The sequence below is a fragment of the Teichococcus aerofrigidensis genome (assembly GCF_054073225.1).
Genome location: NZ_JBSXMU010000045.1, coordinates 1 through 14,368, shown reverse-complemented (window position 1 = coordinate 14,368; position 14,368 = coordinate 1). Strand labels below are relative to the sequence as shown.

General features: G+C 71.2%; 13 protein-coding genes and 1 pseudogene. 7 read left to right on the top strand and 7 right to left on the bottom strand.

The window, feature by feature from the left end; all coding sequences use genetic code 11:
- Positions 1-10 precede the first annotated feature (10 nt).
- A complete protein-coding gene (locus ACVMLK_RS11375; protein ID WP_198365630.1) occupies positions 11-1,051 on the bottom strand; it encodes an NAD(P)/FAD-dependent oxidoreductase in 1,041 nt (346 codons plus the stop codon).
- A 119-nt stretch (positions 1,052-1,170) separates the two neighbouring features.
- Here ACVMLK_RS11375 and tsaE point away from each other — a divergent pair, with 119 nt between their 5' ends.
- The 4 genes from tsaE (at position 1,171) to ACVMLK_RS11355 (ending at position 4,782) form a co-directional block, all read left to right on the top strand.
- Positions 1,171-1,632 (top strand): tRNA (adenosine(37)-N6)-threonylcarbamoyltransferase complex ATPase subunit type 1 TsaE, encoded by a 462-nt coding sequence (gene tsaE / locus ACVMLK_RS11370; RefSeq protein WP_198365629.1) that lies wholly within the window; start codon positions 1,171-1,173, stop codon positions 1,630-1,632.
- A gap of 93 nt (positions 1,633-1,725) precedes the next feature.
- A complete protein-coding gene (locus tag ACVMLK_RS11365) occupies positions 1,726-2,751 on the top strand; it encodes an aminoglycoside phosphotransferase family protein (RefSeq protein ID WP_457486458.1) in 1,026 nt (341 codons plus the stop codon).
- Entirely contained in the window at positions 2,748-3,473 is a 726-nt protein-coding gene (locus ACVMLK_RS11360) for a nucleotidyltransferase family protein (RefSeq protein ID WP_198365627.1), read from the top strand. Before ACVMLK_RS11365 ends, ACVMLK_RS11360 begins: the two co-directional genes overlap by 4 nt.
- A 58-nt stretch (positions 3,474-3,531) precedes the next feature.
- On the top strand, positions 3,532-4,782 hold the full coding sequence (locus tag ACVMLK_RS11355) for a M20/M25/M40 family metallo-hydrolase (protein ID WP_457486457.1): 1,251 nt from the start codon (positions 3,532-3,534) through the stop codon (positions 4,780-4,782).
- A gap of 75 nt (positions 4,783-4,857) precedes the next feature.
- On the opposite strand, the gene mtgA is transcribed toward ACVMLK_RS11355, so the two are convergent.
- The 4 genes from mtgA to ACVMLK_RS11335 all read right to left on the bottom strand — a co-directional run bounded on the left by mtgA (position 4,858) and on the right by ACVMLK_RS11335 (position 8,454).
- Positions 4,858-5,529: a monofunctional biosynthetic peptidoglycan transglycosylase gene (mtgA, locus tag ACVMLK_RS11350; RefSeq protein WP_457486456.1), complete on the bottom strand. Its 672-nt coding sequence runs from the start codon at positions 5,527-5,529 to the stop codon at positions 4,858-4,860.
- Between the two features lie 5 nt (positions 5,530-5,534).
- Positions 5,535-6,146, bottom strand: coding sequence for a thermonuclease family protein (locus ACVMLK_RS11345; protein WP_198365624.1), 612 nt, complete (start codon positions 6,144-6,146; stop codon positions 5,535-5,537).
- 78 nt (positions 6,147-6,224) lie between these two features.
- Entirely contained in the window at positions 6,225-7,154 is a 930-nt protein-coding gene (locus ACVMLK_RS11340) for a YihY/virulence factor BrkB family protein (protein WP_198365623.1), read from the bottom strand.
- 127 nt (positions 7,155-7,281) lie between these two features.
- A complete protein-coding gene (locus ACVMLK_RS11335; RefSeq protein WP_422921936.1) occupies positions 7,282-8,454 on the bottom strand; it encodes an MFS transporter in 1,173 nt (390 codons plus the stop codon).
- Between the two features lie 90 nt (positions 8,455-8,544).
- On the opposite strand from ACVMLK_RS11335, the gene ACVMLK_RS11330 reads away from it, so the two are divergent.
- Positions 8,545-9,045, top strand: coding sequence for an Lrp/AsnC family transcriptional regulator (locus ACVMLK_RS11330; protein ID WP_198366160.1), 501 nt, complete (start codon positions 8,545-8,547; stop codon positions 9,043-9,045).
- A 314-nt stretch (positions 9,046-9,359) separates the two neighbouring features.
- Here the strand turns inward: ACVMLK_RS11330 and yddG are convergent, their stop codons facing one another.
- Entirely contained in the window at positions 9,360-10,262 is a 903-nt protein-coding gene (gene yddG, locus ACVMLK_RS11325; protein ID WP_457486455.1) for an aromatic amino acid DMT transporter YddG, read from the bottom strand.
- A 131-nt stretch (positions 10,263-10,393) separates the two neighbouring features.
- Complete coding sequence (locus tag ACVMLK_RS11320) at positions 10,394-12,439, bottom strand: AAA family ATPase (protein WP_457486454.1); 2,046 nt, start codon at positions 12,437-12,439, stop codon at positions 10,394-10,396.
- A gap of 350 nt (positions 12,440-12,789) precedes the next feature.
- Here ACVMLK_RS11320 and ACVMLK_RS11315 point away from each other — a divergent pair.
- Positions 12,790-13,626: pseudogene (locus tag ACVMLK_RS11315) on the top strand (IS3 family transposase); the annotation flags it as partial.
- A gap of 232 nt (positions 13,627-13,858) precedes the next feature.
- Positions 13,859-14,356, top strand: a complete 498-nt coding sequence (locus tag ACVMLK_RS11310; protein WP_457486453.1) for a PAS domain-containing protein — start codon at positions 13,859-13,861, stop codon at positions 14,354-14,356.
- Positions 14,357-14,368: the final 12 nt, after the last annotated feature.

The window sequence follows — 14,368 nt, the reverse complement described above, 5'->3', positions numbered from 1 at the left end:
GGATGGAACCTTACTCCGCCGGCACGCCCTTCGAGGTGCTGTATTCGAAGTGCAGCGCCTCGCCGGGGAAGACGCGCGGATGGATGGCGTGCGCGGCCATCGCCGCCTCCGAGAAGCCCTGCAGGATCAGCTTCAGCTTGCCCGGATAGGTGGCGATGTCGCCGATGGCATGGATGCCGGGGACATTGGTCTCGAGCGTCGCCGGGTTGACGGCGATGTGGCTCTTCTCGAGCCCGAGCCCCCATTCGGCGATCGGGCCCAGCTCCATCGACAGGCCGAAGAAGGCCAGCAGGTGGTCCGCCGCCACCGCCCGCTCCTCGCCCTTCAGCGTCGCCAGCACGACATGGTCCAGCACGCCGTCCTGTCCCCGGAGCCCGTGCAGCTGGTAGGGGATGGCCAGCTCGATCTCGCCCTTCTCCGCCGCCGCCTCCATCTGCGCCACGCTCTCGGGCGCCGCGCGGAACTTCGGCCGGCGGTGCACCACCGTCACGCGCTTGGCGATGTCCTTGAGGCTGAGCGCCCAGTCCACCGCCGAATCGCCGCCGCCGGCGATGACCACCCGCTTGCCGCGCAGCTCCTCGCGCCGCGCCACCATGTAGCGCACGGCGCCGCTCGCCTCGTACTCATGCAGGCCGTTCAGCGGCGGACGGTTGGGCCCGAAGGCGCCGGCCCCGGCGGCGATGATCACCGCCCGGGCGCGCACCCGCTCGCCCTTGCTGGTGGTCAGCGCGAAACGGCCATCGGCCTCGCTGGCCAGGCCCTCGACCCGGCGGCCGAGCAGGTAGATCGGCGAGAAGGGCGCCGCCTGCTCCTCCAGCCGTTCGATCAGCGTGCCGCCGGCGATCGCCGGGTGCGCCGGGATGTCGTAGATCGGCTTCTCCGGATAGAGGGCGGCGCATTGCCCGCCGATCGCCTCCAGCGTGTCGATCACCACGCATTTCATCCGCAGCATGCCGCATTCGAAGACGGCGAACAGGCCGGTCGGCCCCGCGCCGATGACGGCGACATCGGTCTCCACCGCCACATGCGGCGCGGTCTCTGGATCGGACATGGTGCTGCACCTCCGCGTCTGGCCGCCGTGCATAGAGGCTTTGCGGGGCAGCGGCAAAGGGCCTGCCCCGAACCCCGGCTTGTAAGCCGGGCCGGGCTGCGGGCAGATTGACGCGCGCCATGCCCGAAACCCTCTCCCTCCTGCTGCCCGACCTCGCCGCCACCGAGGCGCTCGCCGCCCGCGCCGCCCGCCTCGCGCGGCCCGGCGACGCGCTGCTGCTGGAAGGGCCGCTCGGCGCCGGCAAGTCCGCCTTCTGCCGCGCCTTCCTGCGCGCCGCCGCCGGCGACCCGGCGCTGGAGGTGCCCTCGCCCAGCTTCACCCTGGTGCAGGGCTACGACCTGCCGGGCGGCGCGGCGCATCATTTCGACCTCTACCGCCTGGCCGGGCCGGAGGAGCTCGAGGAGCTGGGCTGGGAGGAGGCGCGGGAGGGCATCGTGCTGGTGGAATGGCCGGACCGCCTGGGCTGGCTGACGCCGCGGGACGCGCTGCGCCTCACGCTGCGCCCGGACCCCGAGAGCGAGGCCCGGCATGTCCGGCTCAGCGGCTGGGAGGCGCGGCTGCCCGCGCTGGCCGGCCTGTGAGGCCGGCTTGAGGGGGGCGTCCAGGGGCGCGCCGCCCCGCCGCCCGAAATCCGCGCTTGGCAAGCGGCGCAGCCTGCGTCACCACCCGGCGCGATGAACCCCGTGGATTCCTTCCTCGCCGCCCAGGGCTATGCCGGCGCCGCCCGCCGGCCGCTGCCCCAGGATGCCGGCCACCGGCGCTACACCCGCCTCATCGGCGGCCCGCGCCCGGCCCTGTTGATGGATTGCGGCGACGCCGCCAGGGTCGGGCTGACGCCGGAGGAGGACCTGATCCCCTTCCTGAGGCTCGCCCGGCACATCCGCGGCCTCGGCCTCTCCGCCCCCGAGGTGCTGGGCGAGGACCCGGCCCGGGGCCTGCTGCTGGTCGAGGATCTGGGCGAGGCGACCCATGCCGCCCTGCTCGACGCGGGAGCCGATCCGCTGCCGCTCTACACCGCCGCCGCCGAGGCCCTGGCGGCGCTGCACGCCGCGCCACCGCCGCCCGGCCTGCCGGCCTGGGAGGCGCCCCGCATGGCCGAGACGGCGGGTCTGACCTTCCTCGACTGGTGGTGGCCGGAGAGCTTCGGCGAACCGCCCTCCCCCGCCATCCGCGCGGCCTTCCACGACGCGCTGCGCACCATGCTCGATCCGTTCCGCGGCGCCGGCTGCCTGGTGCACCGGGACTACTTCCCGGCCAATCTCATCGACCTGCCGGACCGCGCCGGGCCGTGCCGCACCGGCATCCTCGACTTCCAGGATGCCGGCCTCGGCCATCCCGCCTACGATCTGGTGAGCCTGGTGGAGGATGCCCGGCGCGACGTGCGGCCGGATGTCCGGGAGGCAACCATCGCCCGCTACCTCGCCGCCCGGCCGGAGCTGGAGGCCGAGGGCTTCCGCGCCGCCTTCGCCGCCCAGGCGGCGCAGCGTCACCTGCGCGTCGCCACCCTCTGGGTGCGCCTCGCCCGGCGCGACGGCAAGCCGCGCTACCTGGCGCATGGCCCGCGCTGCTGGGCGCTCCTGGAGCAGGCGCTACGCCACCCCGCCGCGGCGCCGCTCGCCGCCTTCCTCGATCGCCACGTCCCTCCCGCCCTCCGCCGCAATCCGGAGAGCCTCCGCCCGAGCAAGGATCCCGCCGCGTGATCACCCTCTCCTCCGCCATGGTGCTGGCGGCCGGCCTCGGCACCCGCATGCGGCCGCTGACCGAGGCGACCCCCAAGCCGCTGCTGAAGCTCGCCGGACGCAGCCTGCTCGACCACGCGCTGGACCGCATCGACGAGGCCGGCATCGATACGGTGGTGGTGAACGCCCACTGGTTCGCCGAGCAGGTGGAGGCGACCTGCGCCAGCCGCCCCCGGCCGCCCACCGTGGTGCATGAGGAGACGGTCCTGGAGACCGGGGGCGGCGTGCGCAACGCCCTGCCGCTGCTGGGCCAGGCCCCCTTCCTGGTGGTGAACGGCGATGCCTTCTGGCTCGACGGGCCGGTGCCGACCATCGAGCGCCTCGCCGCGCGCTTCGATCCGGAGACGATGGATGCCCTGCTGCTGATGGTGCGCACCGCCGCCGTCCAGGGCGAGACCGGCCGCGGCGACTTCCTGCTCGACCCGCTCGGCCGCGCGCGGCGCCCGAAGGAGCGGGAGATCGCGCCCTACCTCTATGGCGGCCTGCAGATCCTGCATCCGCGCCTCTTCGCGGGCGCGCCGGACGGCGCCTTCAGCACCAACCTGCTGTGGAACCGCGCCATCGAGAACGGCCGCGCCTTCGGACAGGTGCATGACGGCGCCTGGTTCCATCTCTCCACCCCGATGGACCTCCGCCGGGCCGAGGCGGCGCTGGCCACCGGCCTCACCCGCCCCCTCTTCTGATCCCCCCCCCCCGCCCCTGATCCCCTGCCCCCTTCCGAGCGCCGCGACGGAGCGACCCATGACCCAGACCCTGCCCGAGTCCGACGACGCCGCCATCCGCGCCTGGCTCGCCGGCCAGCGGGAGGCCGAGACACGCTTCCTCGCGGCGCTGGTGCGCTGCCCGTCCGACAATCCGCCGGGCGACTGCGACCGCCATGCGGAACTCGCCGCCGGGCTGCTGGAGGGGCTCGGCCTGGAGGTCGAGCGGCACAGGGTGCCCGAGGACCTGGCGCGGGCGCACGGCATGGTCAGCGCCACCAACCTCGTGGTGCGCCGCCGCTTCGGCGAAGGCGGACCGGTCATCGCGCTGAACGCGCATGGCGACGTGGTGCCCCCCGGCGAGGGCTGGACGCAGGACCCCTATGGCGCCGCGGTGGTCGATGGCTGGATGTACGGGCGCGGCGCCGCCGTCTCGAAGTCCGACTTCGCCACCTACACCTACGCCCTGCTGGCGCTCGAGCCGCTGGCGGGGCGGCTCTCCGGCACGGTCGAGCTGCACCTCACCTACGACGAGGAGACCGGCGGCGAGATCGGCCCGGCCTGGCTGCTGTCGGAGGGCATCAGCAAGCCCGACCTCGCCCTCGGCGCCGGCTTCTCCTACGGCGTCACCACCGCGCACAATGGCTGCCTGCACCTCGAGGTGCAGCTCGACGGCCGCTCCGCCCATGCCGCCATGCCCTTCACCGGCATCGACGCGCTGGAGGCGGCGAATGGCGTGCTCACCGCCCTCTATGACTGGCGCAAGGGCCTGGCGGAGCGGGTCTCGGCGGTGGAGGGCATCGGCAGCCCGCAGCTCACCGTCGGGCTGATCAAGGGCGGCATCAACACCAATGTCGTGCCGGACCGCGTCACGCTGCGGCTCGACCGCCGCATGATCCCGGAGGAGAAGCCGGCAGAGGTGGAGGCCGAACTGCGCGGCGTGATCGAGCGCGCCGCCGCCGGCTTCCCGGAGGCGCGCCTGACCATCCGCCGCATCCTGCTGGCCGAGCCGCTGGTGCCGCTGCCGGGCGGCGCGGCGCTGACCGAGGCGCTCTGCCGCCATGCCAGCGCGGTGATGGGGGAGCCGGTGGTGGCGAAGGGCGTGCCGCTCTACACCGACGCGCGGCACTATGCCGCCGCCGGCGTGCCAATCGTGCTCTACGGGGCCGGGCCGCGCAGCATCCAGGAGGCCAATGCCCACCGCGCCGACGAGCGCCTGCCGCTCGACGATCTGTACAAGGCGACCGAGGTGGTGGCGCTGACGCTGGCGGAGATGCTGGCGAAGCGATAGAGCGGCTCCCGATCGGGCGGCATCGCCTGATCGGGCGAGGACGCCCGCGACAGCAAGGACTCCCGGCCGCCGGCCTTACGGCGCGGCGCAGTCCGTCAGCCCGCCCAGCTGCCCGACGCGGCGCCGGATGATCCCGGCGCGCTCCCGCACATAGGGCCCCGGCTGCGCCACCGACCATTGCAGCGGGGCCGGCAGCACCGAGGCCAGCAGCGCCGCCTGGGTATCGGTCAGCGTGGCGGCGGAGCGGCCGAAGAAGCGGCGCGACGCCGCCTCGGCGCCATAGACCCCCGGGCCGAACTCGACGATGTTGAGATAGACCTCCAGCACCCGCCGCCGTGGCCAGAGCAGGGCGATCTGCGGCGTCAGCCAGGCTTCCAGCAGCTTGCGGACGGGGTCGCGCCCGGGCCAGAGAAAGAGGTTCTTGGCGACCTGCATGGTGATGGTGCTGGCGCCGCGCGGCCGCTCGCCCGCCATCAGCGCCGCCACCTGGCCGCGCAGCTCCTGGACGTCGAAGCCCAGCCACTGCTCGCAGAAGCGGTTGTCCTCGGCGGCGATGACCGAGCGGGCCAGCTGCGGATCGATGCGCGGATAGGCGACCCACGCCTTCTCGAAACCATGGCCCTGCGCCGCGCGCAGCAGCATCAGCGGCGTCACCGGCACCGGCAGGAAGCGGAACAGCAGGATCAGCAGCGGCGGCCCCGCCAGCAGCAGCAGGAGCAGGCGCCGCAGCCAGGGGAAGCGCCGCATCGGCCTCAGCGCCCGCAGGCGCCGGCGCGGTCGCGGTGCGACCAGGGATAGTCGAAGCGCCCGGCCCAGGCGCCATCCTTCGCGGCCCGCGCGGCGCGCTCCTCCGGCGCGTACCGGCCGCGGGAGAATTTCGGGCAGTCGAAGGCATAGCCCGAGCGCACCATGGCGCCGTTCAGGTCCAGCACCGAGCCGTCCTCGCGCCGGACGGTGCAGGTGGCGACGATGCGGTCATGCGAGGTGGAGCCGTCCGGCGTGCAGGTCACGGGGCGCCCGCCGATCAGCCGCTCCAGCGCGGCGCGCCCCTCGGCGCCGCAGGCGAAGCGGCCCTGGGGTCCGGTGCAGTTCTGATCGTATTCCAGGGCGTCGATGCCCTGCATGCGGATGCGGGTGCCGTTCAGGGTGAGCGTGTCGCCATCGGCAATGCGGGGGTGGCCGGTCAGGGCGTCCCTGCCGGGCGGCGCGGCGCGGTCGGGAGAGGTGTCCTGCAGCACCGCCCGCAAGGCGGCACGGCCGAGGCGCAGCAGATCGGTCTCGGTGAGCTGCGCGGTGCCGAGCAGGCCGAGGAGGGCGGCGGCGACGGCCGCCCAGGCGGTGGTGGAGGGGCGGCCCCGGCTCATGCGGCGGGAATCGGCGGGTTGGACATGGCCAATGGCCTATCGGCCCGGCCGCGCCATGGGAAGGGCTGTCGCGTGCCGTCACGCCTGCGGCGGCAGGCCGATGGCGGCGCGTTCCGGCGACTCCGGCCCGCGCCGCTGCCAGCTCTCGGCATCGCGCCGGATGGCATAGGCCTTGGTGAACTCGGCCCCCAGCAGGAAGATCTGCGCCGAATAGTAGATCCAGAGCAGCAGGATGATGACCGAGCCGGCGGCGCCATAGACGCTGCCGATCGTGCTGTTGCCGAGCCAGGCGCCGATCACCGCCTTGCCGAGATTGAACAGCAGGGCGGTGACGAGGGCGCCGACCGCCACGTCGCGCCATTCCAGCCGGCGATCCGGCAGGATCTTGTAGATGGCCGCGAAGAGCACGGCGATGAGCAGGAAGGACAGCACCGCATGGGCCAGGCGGATCAGCGGCGCGAGGCCCGGCATCGTCATGTCCAGCCGGCCGCCCAGCGCCTGCAGCCCGGCGCTGACGACCAGCGAGACCAGCAGCAGGAAGCCCAGCGCCGCCACCAGGCTGAGGCTGAGGGCGCGCGCCCGCAGCAGGCGCGACACCGTCTCGCTGACCTTCTCCCGCGGGCTGGGCTGGGCGTGCCAGATGACGTTCAGCGCCGCCTGGATCTCCCCGAAGACGCCGCTCGCCGTGACCAGCAGCGTGGCGAAGCCGAAGGCGCTGGCCAGCAGGCCGGAGGTCGGGTTGGCGGCGCTGCGAAGGATGCTCTGCACCAGCTCCGCCCCGGACTGGCCCATCAGCCCGCCGAGCTGGTCGAGGATGGCACCGCGCGCCGCCTCCTCACCGAAGGCCATGCCGGCGATGCCGATGGCGATCAGCAGCACCGGCGCCAGGGAGATGACGGTGTAGAACGCGATGGCGGCGCCCCGGCTCAGCGCCTCGTCCTCGATGAAGCCGAGCACGCTCTGCCGGATCAGCCACCACGCGCCGCGCCTCGCTGTCGCCTCCGGCATGACCCGCCGCTCCCCAGCCGCTCCGGCCCGTTGCGGGGCCCGGGGCCGAATCGGGATCCGGCCCCTGCCCCGCCCGATGAGCCATAGCGGGGTAAGGTCCGCGGAGGGAACTCCCCGGACCGCCGTCTCATTCCGCCGGCATCGCCGGCGCCGCCCGCCCGGCGCTCGCCCAGGCGGCCGTGGCCAGGCCCAGCGCCAGGAGCGAGAGGAGCGCGCCCGCCCAGTTCGGGGAGGCGAGGCCGAAGCCGGCCGCGATCGTCGCGCCGCCCAGCCAGGCGCCGATGGCGTTGCCAAGGTTGAACATGCCGATATTCACCGAGGCGGCCATGGTCGGCGCGCCGGCACGGCTGGCGCGGTCCATCACCAGCTTCTGGATCGGCGAGACCGTGGCGAAGCCGAAGGCGGCCATCAGGAAGACCGCGGGCGCGGCCACGGCGCCGCTGCCGACGCCCATCCAGAAGACCAGCAGCACCACGGCCTGCGCCGCCAGCGTCACGAACAGCGTGCCGAAGAGGGAGCGGTCCGCGAAGCGGCCGCCCAGCGCGTTGCCGACAGCCAGGCCGAGGCCGAAGAGCACCATCAGCCCGGCGACACCGGCGCCGGAAAAGCCGGCCTCCTCCACCATCATCGGGGCGATGTAGGTGATGGAGGTGAAGAAGGCCGCCGGGCCGAAGACGGTGATGCCCATGGCGAGCAGGACCTGCGGATCGACGAAGGCGCGCAGTTCCGCCTTCAGCGCGATGGCCCGGCCCGCCTCGGTGCGGGGCACGAGCAGCGCGACGCTCAGCATGGTGGCGAGGCCGATGCCGGCGATCAGCCAGAACACCAGCCGCCAGCCATAGGCCTGCGCCAGCCAGGTGCCGAAGGGCACGCCGAGCAGGTTCGCCAGGGTCAGGCCCGAGAACATGAAGGCGATGGCACTCGCCTGCCGGTCCTTCGCGACCAGCGAGGCGGCGAGGATGGAGCCGATGCCGAAGAAGGTGCCGTGGTTGAAGGCGGTCAGGATCCGGCCGGCCAGGGCAAGCGGCAGGCTCGGCGCCAGTGCGGTGAGGAGATTGCCCAGCGTGAAGAGGGCGGCAAGGCCGATCAGCATGGTCTTGCGCGGAACCCGGGCGCCGAGAACCGTCAGGATCGGCGCACCGACGAAGACACCGAGCGCATAGGTCGTGGCCATCAGCCCGGCCGCTGGGATCTCGATGCCGAAATCCTGGGCGATCTGCGGCAGGATTCCGGCGACGACGAATTCGGTCAGGCCGATGCCGAAGGCGCCGACCGCCAGGGCGAAGAGTGCGGGAGGCATTTGGGAAAGCTCCGGAAATAGCGACGGAATACCGAATGGCATTCAGCGATAGTCGTGATATCCTGGACGAAGTTCGGAGATGAAGCGCAAATGGCCGGATCACAGAAAGAAACAGATGCCGTTCGGCAGACGCGGCACCATCCCGCCGACCTCGACCCGATTGACCGAAAGCTGTTAGGCGCGCTCGCCGAGGATGCCTCCCGGAGCTACGCCGAGCTCAGCAGGCTCGTGAACCTCTCCGCACCCGCCGTGCATGACCGGGTGAAGCGCCTGAAACGCGACGGCGTCATCAAGGGGACCGTCGCTCTCCTCGACGGCTGCAGGCTCGGCCGGACGCTGCTGACTTTCCTCGTCATCGACGCCAGCAGCTACAGCGCCACGCGCGAATTGCTGAAGTTCGCCAACCGGCCCGAGGTCGAGGAGCTTCACACCGTCGCCGGGGATGGCTGCGTCCTCGTGAAGGTGCGGGCGGCCGACACCGAATCCCTCGAGACCTTCCTGATGGAAATCCAGAGCCTGGAGGGTGTCCGCTCGGTGCGAAGCTATATCGCCCTCTCCACCTTCCTGGAGCGGGGGCCATCGCCGGGTTGATGGGCGGGACGACCGGCCGGCCGCACCAGCGCAAATGGTTGCGGTTGATCTGCGGAGCCGGAACCCGATCAAGCAAGGAACGCAGCCATCCGTCCGGGAGCGGACCCCGGAACCGCAAGCCGACAATGCGGCCCCCTTGATGAATCAGCGCCGAGATGCCGGCGGCGCGGACACTGTCGCACAGGGCGGAGCAGCGGACCCGAATATGGGCGCCCGTCTGCGGGATCGCAGCATCAATCCTCGGAACCGGCGAGCCTCGCGCCCGTTCCGGCAATTCCACGGCCATGGGCGCCCTTCCGGGAAACGGGCGTCCCTCAGCGCCCGCGCGTGGCCACCCAGCACAGGATCGACCCCGCGCAGACCATGGCCGCGCCCTGCCAGAAGGACAGCGGGAGGCTGGTTCGCAGGACCAGCGCCGCGAGGGCCGCCGAGAGGACCGGGGTGAAATAGGAGGCCCCTGCCAGGACAGTCACGTTCCCATGCAGGATGCCGACGTTCCAGGCGGCGTAGCCGAAGCCCATCGCCGAGGCGGCCATGAGCAGGATGACGACCGAGCGGGGGCTGAACTCCATCGCGCCGCCGCCCATCAGCAGGTACTTGGCCCAGAGAACGGCCGCGGTCAGCATGAAGAAGAGCGTGATGCCGTTCCGGCCCCGGGCGATCCGCACCGTGAGGATGGAATACGCCGCCCAGAGCAGGGCGCCGGTGAAGGCCAGCCCGTAGCTCAGGGGATTGTCGCGGATGTTCCCCGCCATGGCGGGGACGTCCAGCCCCTGGTCGCCGCCCAGAACCCAGCCGATGCCCGTCAGCGACATCGCCACGCCGGGGAGGATCAGGAGGTTCGCCCGCTGGCTGTTGAAGAGGATCGCGGCCATCATCGTGAAGGTCGGCCACAGGTAGTTCACCATGCCGACCTCGATGGCCTGCCGCCCGGTGTTGGCGTAGCCGATCGACAGGGCCAGGCAGAGTTCGTACGCGACGAAGAGGGTGCTGCCCCAGATGAGATAGCGGCGGGGGAATTCCGCCAGCCGGGGGAAGCCGACCGTGAAGGCCAGGATCGCCGAGGCCACCGTGTAGATCATGGCGGCGCCGCCGGTCGGGCCGAAGCTCTCGCTGACGCCGCGGATCAGCCCGACGATGGAACCCCACAGCAGGATCGCCAGCAGCCCGATCGCGGTGGCCCTGGTCCTGTTCGCGGAAATCTGGAGCGATGCCATGTCAATCTTGAGTCTGGTCTGGTCGGAAGGAGCTTGTTCCATAAGGGCCATGCCGGCCTCCGCCTGCCAAGGGCAGGATCTGCCGGCAACCCGGGCATGCCGCAGGCGAAGGCGGCGCGCCCGCCCTGCTGTCAGGCCGCGGCGACATAGCCGATCCGCCTTGCGGGTCCACGGCGCCCGGCCGCCTCGGCCGCCAGGAGGTCGCACAGCGCCGCGGCGTCGCCCTGCTGCCCCATCAGTTCGGCCTTGCGGCGCACCAGGGCGAAGTCCGCCGGTGTCAGGCAGCCGGACACGCCCTGTTCTGCCGGCATCGCCAGGCCGAAGAACCGCTCGAAGGCCAATGTCACCTGGGCGGGGGACAGGTAGTCGAAGCGCGCCTTGACCAGGAAGCGCCGCAGGCTGGCGGGATCGAGATGGTCGGAACGGTTGGTGGTGCAGGCGAAGGGCAGCGGATGCGACTCCATCCAGGTCAGCATCTCGTTCACCTGCGTCACCTCCCAGGACCGCACCGCCCCCGCCCGGTCGCACAGCAGCCCGTCCGCTTCGTCGAGGATCAGGAAGGCCTCGCGTTCCCTGGCCTCGGCGAAGGCCCCGGCGATCGCCTTCTCCGAACCGCCGACCCACATGGACAGCAGGTCTGAGGCGCGGCGCTCCATCACCTCCAGCCCCATCCCGGCCGCGAGGTGACGGGCATAGAGGCTCTTGCCGGAGCCGGGTGGGCCGGACAGCAGCAGCGACACCGCGCACGGCGCCCCGGGCCGGGCCAGCCGACCGGCCAGGGAGGCCAGGTCGAGATCGGCATTGAGCAAGGCCGGATCGCACGGCGCTGCGGGAGGGGGCGCGCCTGCGCGGCCCGACTCACCGAACAGCGCCCGCGCCGTGCCGAGCAGCGCGCGGCGGACCTGGGCGGGATCACCGCCCGCGAGCCGGGCCGCGCGCAGGGCGGAGCGGGCCAGGGCCGGAGGGGCCGCGATCTCACGGGCCAGCGCCTCGGCATCGGCCTCCGGCAGCAGCACCCGCTCCGCCGCGGCGAGGCGCTGCCAGAGGGCGGCGCGTACTGGCACGGGCGGCACCTTCACTTCCAGGCAGCAGGTCATGCGCCGGCGCACCGCCGGGCTCAGCGCGTCCAGGTCGTTCACCGTCCAGATCGTCGGCGTCGGCGTGCTCTCCAGCAGGCGATGCAGGAAGACGCGCGACGCATGCTTCGGATCGGCGAACAGATCCTCGGCCTCGTCGAGCAGCAGCAGAGCGGGCGTCGTGGCCGTCAGGCGTTGCGCCAGGCGCCAGCCGGCCAGGCGCTCGTTGCGGTTCGGCTCGTCACCCTCCTCGTCGGCCTCGGCCACGGGGTGCAAGGGCACGTCCAGCTGCCGGGCGAGGGTCTTGGCGAATTCAGTCTTTCCCGTGCCGGGAGGGCCATACAGCAGGACATGCACCCCCGCCTCGCGGCTCCGGAGCGCGCCGGCCAGCACGGCCGCAACCATCCCGGCCTCCTCGCCCAGATGGGCGTAGTCGGACCAGTCGAGGGAGGCCGCGGCGGGCTTCCCCAGCAGGGCGGCGCGGGCATCCGCGTCGGAAAACTCGTCGCTGGCATAGCGGAGGATCAGAGGCGGAACGAACAGGGTGTCGTACTCATCGTCCATTCGCAGCAGGCCAGTGAAGACCAGGGGCGCCTGGCGCCGCAGCGCGTGATGGACGGTTTCACGGTCGAAGCCGGTCAGGACCGCCACGAGGTCAGGGCAGAGGTTATAGGCATGCCGGTTGCCCCGCGTCTCGGCCACGCACCGCGCCAGCCTCGAGAGGGACGGCAGCATGGCGTCCCGCAGGAACAGGCCAAGGATGGCACGCGAGGACGCATCTAGACCCGCCAGCTCGGCCAATCCCTTCAGGCGCCGTTCAAAGCCGTGACGCGGCCGCCGGCCTCGTGACCGCGTGCGCATGCGGCGGGACAGATCGTCGAGCAGCCCCGTCGTCAGCATGCCTGTCGAGAGGGTGCTGGCGGCGGGCAGCAGCCCGACCAAACCCAGTTCGGGAGCGGAGGCCTCCAGATGGGTCAGCAGCTTCAGGGTCTCGGGCGACAGCGGCGTCGCGGCGGCGATGGCGTTGGCGGCATAGTCGAGCAGGGCGGCACGATGCTCGGCCACGCGCCGACCGGCGCGCGGGCTACGGTGACGAGTCATGGGGGAAGGCTCTCCGGGGGCCGGTGGGAAGGAGGGCCTCCGGGTCCCTGCCCACAGATGCCAGCCCGTTGGCCCCGATCCGCGCCCGCGCGGACTTCAGGGCAGTCGCCAGCAGAAAGCTCCGCGCGACCAGGGCCGGTCGGCGGGGCATGGTACACCAGCGATGAGGGTGGGTGGTCAGGATCGTTGAGGCGGGGCGCTTATGGATGGCCCGTGGCGATCGTGTCAAGCAGCATGCGATCCTGGATCAGTCCACACCGGATCAACACAGCGCCCGCTTTTCACCGGATGGCCTGCTGCCGGTTTCATGGACACCGAGATAAGGTGTTCAAGGGGACTGGAGGGCTGGAATACAACGACGGAGGTTCAACCGCGAGTTCAAGCTTGAGGCTGTGAGATTGGTGAAGGATCTGGGCGTTGCCGTTGCGCAGGCTGCCCCCGACCTGGATGTCCACAAGAACGTGCTGCGAAATGGGTCCGCGAGGCTAAGGCGGATCCTCAGCAGGCCTTTCCCGGGCAGGGTCAGATGAAGCTCAAGTAATTCGAGACTGACCGGCTGCGCAGGGAAGTGGCCAAGCTGAAGGCGGAGCGCGATATCCTAAAAAAGGCCGCAGCCTGCTTCGCGAGGGAAGCGACATGAGGTTCCCTTCATCGCGAAGCACCGGAACATCTGGCCGGTGGCATGGCTATGCGACGCTCTGGACGTCTTGCGGTCGGGCTTTCATGCCTGGCTCAATCGTAGCCCCAGTGCGTATGCCCGGCACGATGACGTGCTCGCGACGGCGATCGACCGGAGCTTCAAGAGCAGCGATCGAACCTATGGCGCACGACGCGTCTGGCACGATGTGCTGGCGGAGGAGCTCTCCTGCGGGCTGCATCGGGTCGAACGGATCATGCGGGAGCATGGGTTGCGGGCCCGCCCGCGCCGTCGTGGGCTGCCGAAGGATGTCGGCGTGCGGGCAGCCGCGTCGGACAATCTGCTCGACCGCGCCTTCGAGGCCTCGGCTCCAAACCAGAAATGGGTGGCGGACTTCACCTATATCTGGACCGCGGAGGGCTGGCTCTACGTTGCCGCCGTCGTCGATCTGTTCTCCCGGCGCGTCGTCGGCTGGGCGATGAAGACGGAAATGACGGCACTGTTGCGCGACACCCCGACCTGCCGAGCGATCTCGCGCACGCCCAGACCATGCTTGGCCAACACCCTGATCTCCAAGGCCACCTCTCCCCCTACCATCCAGGTCCCCGTCATCACGACAGGACCACCTTAGGCATGGGTCAGCTTTCAAACGGCGCCCGGGTCAGTTTCACAGCGGCAGCTACACCAGCGCCCGCTACGCTGTCCAGGTAAGGCCGGACGGGCCAGTCACCGAACGCTATGTCGACTTCGTCTATCAGCCCATTGTCGATGCCGCTGGGAAGGTGACCGGCATCTTCATAGAGGGGGTCGACACCACCGAACGCACCCGGAACCTTCAGGCACTCCGGTGCAATGAACACCGGGTCGAGGCCCTGATGAGCGCCTCGTCGGACGCCTTCTACTCGCTGTCCGCCGATTGGAGCGTCATGCGCCAGTTGAGCGGCAAGCGCCTGGTCAGTCCTATCGGTCAGGAGAACCCGAACTGGTTGGCCGATTACATCCATCCCGATGAGCGGCCTGCCGTCCAGGCCCGGGTCGAGGAAGTCGTCCGGAGCCGGACGGCTATCGAACTGGAGCACCAGGTCCATACCGCCGATGGGGGATGGGCTTGGACGCTGTCCCGGGTCGTGCCGCTGCTGGATAAGAATGGCGCCGTCTCGGAGTGGTTCGGCTCTGCCACGGACGTAACGCCTTTGCACGATGCCCTGGAGGAGCTTCAGCGTCTCAACGGAAGCCTAGAGGCTGTTATGGATCTGCGGCGAGTTGAGCGGCCTGCTTGAGCATGATGCAGG

What these genes read in the sequence shown, in the direction of transcription:
- ACVMLK_RS11345 (WP_198365624.1), bottom strand. Translation starts at nt 6,146, where the DNA reads ATGAGCCGGGGCCGCCCCTCCACCACCGCCTGGGCGGCCGTCGCCGCC.
- tsaE (WP_198365629.1), top strand. Translation starts at nt 1,171, where the DNA reads ATGCCCGAAACCCTCTCCCTCCTGCTGCCCGACCTCGCCGCCACCGAG.
- ACVMLK_RS11375 (WP_198365630.1), bottom strand. Translation starts at nt 1,051, where the DNA reads ATGTCCGATCCAGAGACCGCGCCGCATGTGGCGGTGGAGACCGATGTC.
- ACVMLK_RS11330 (WP_198366160.1), top strand. Translation starts at nt 8,545, where the DNA reads ATGGCCGGATCACAGAAAGAAACAGATGCCGTTCGGCAGACGCGGCAC.
- yddG (WP_457486455.1), bottom strand. Translation starts at nt 10,262, where the DNA reads ATGGCATCGCTCCAGATTTCCGCGAACAGGACCAGGGCCACCGCGATC.
- ACVMLK_RS11320 (WP_457486454.1), bottom strand. Translation starts at nt 12,439, where the DNA reads ATGACTCGTCACCGTAGCCCGCGCGCCGGTCGGCGCGTGGCCGAGCAT.
- ACVMLK_RS11335 (WP_422921936.1), bottom strand. Translation starts at nt 8,454, where the DNA reads ATGCCTCCCGCACTCTTCGCCCTGGCGGTCGGCGCCTTCGGCATCGGC.
- ACVMLK_RS11355 (WP_457486457.1), top strand. Translation starts at nt 3,532, where the DNA reads ATGACCCAGACCCTGCCCGAGTCCGACGACGCCGCCATCCGCGCCTGG.
- mtgA (WP_457486456.1), bottom strand. Translation starts at nt 5,529, where the DNA reads ATGCGGCGCTTCCCCTGGCTGCGGCGCCTGCTCCTGCTGCTGCTGGCG.
- ACVMLK_RS11340 (WP_198365623.1), bottom strand. Translation starts at nt 7,154, where the DNA reads ATGCCGGAGGCGACAGCGAGGCGCGGCGCGTGGTGGCTGATCCGGCAG.
- ACVMLK_RS11365 (WP_457486458.1), top strand. Translation starts at nt 1,726, where the DNA reads ATGAACCCCGTGGATTCCTTCCTCGCCGCCCAGGGCTATGCCGGCGCC.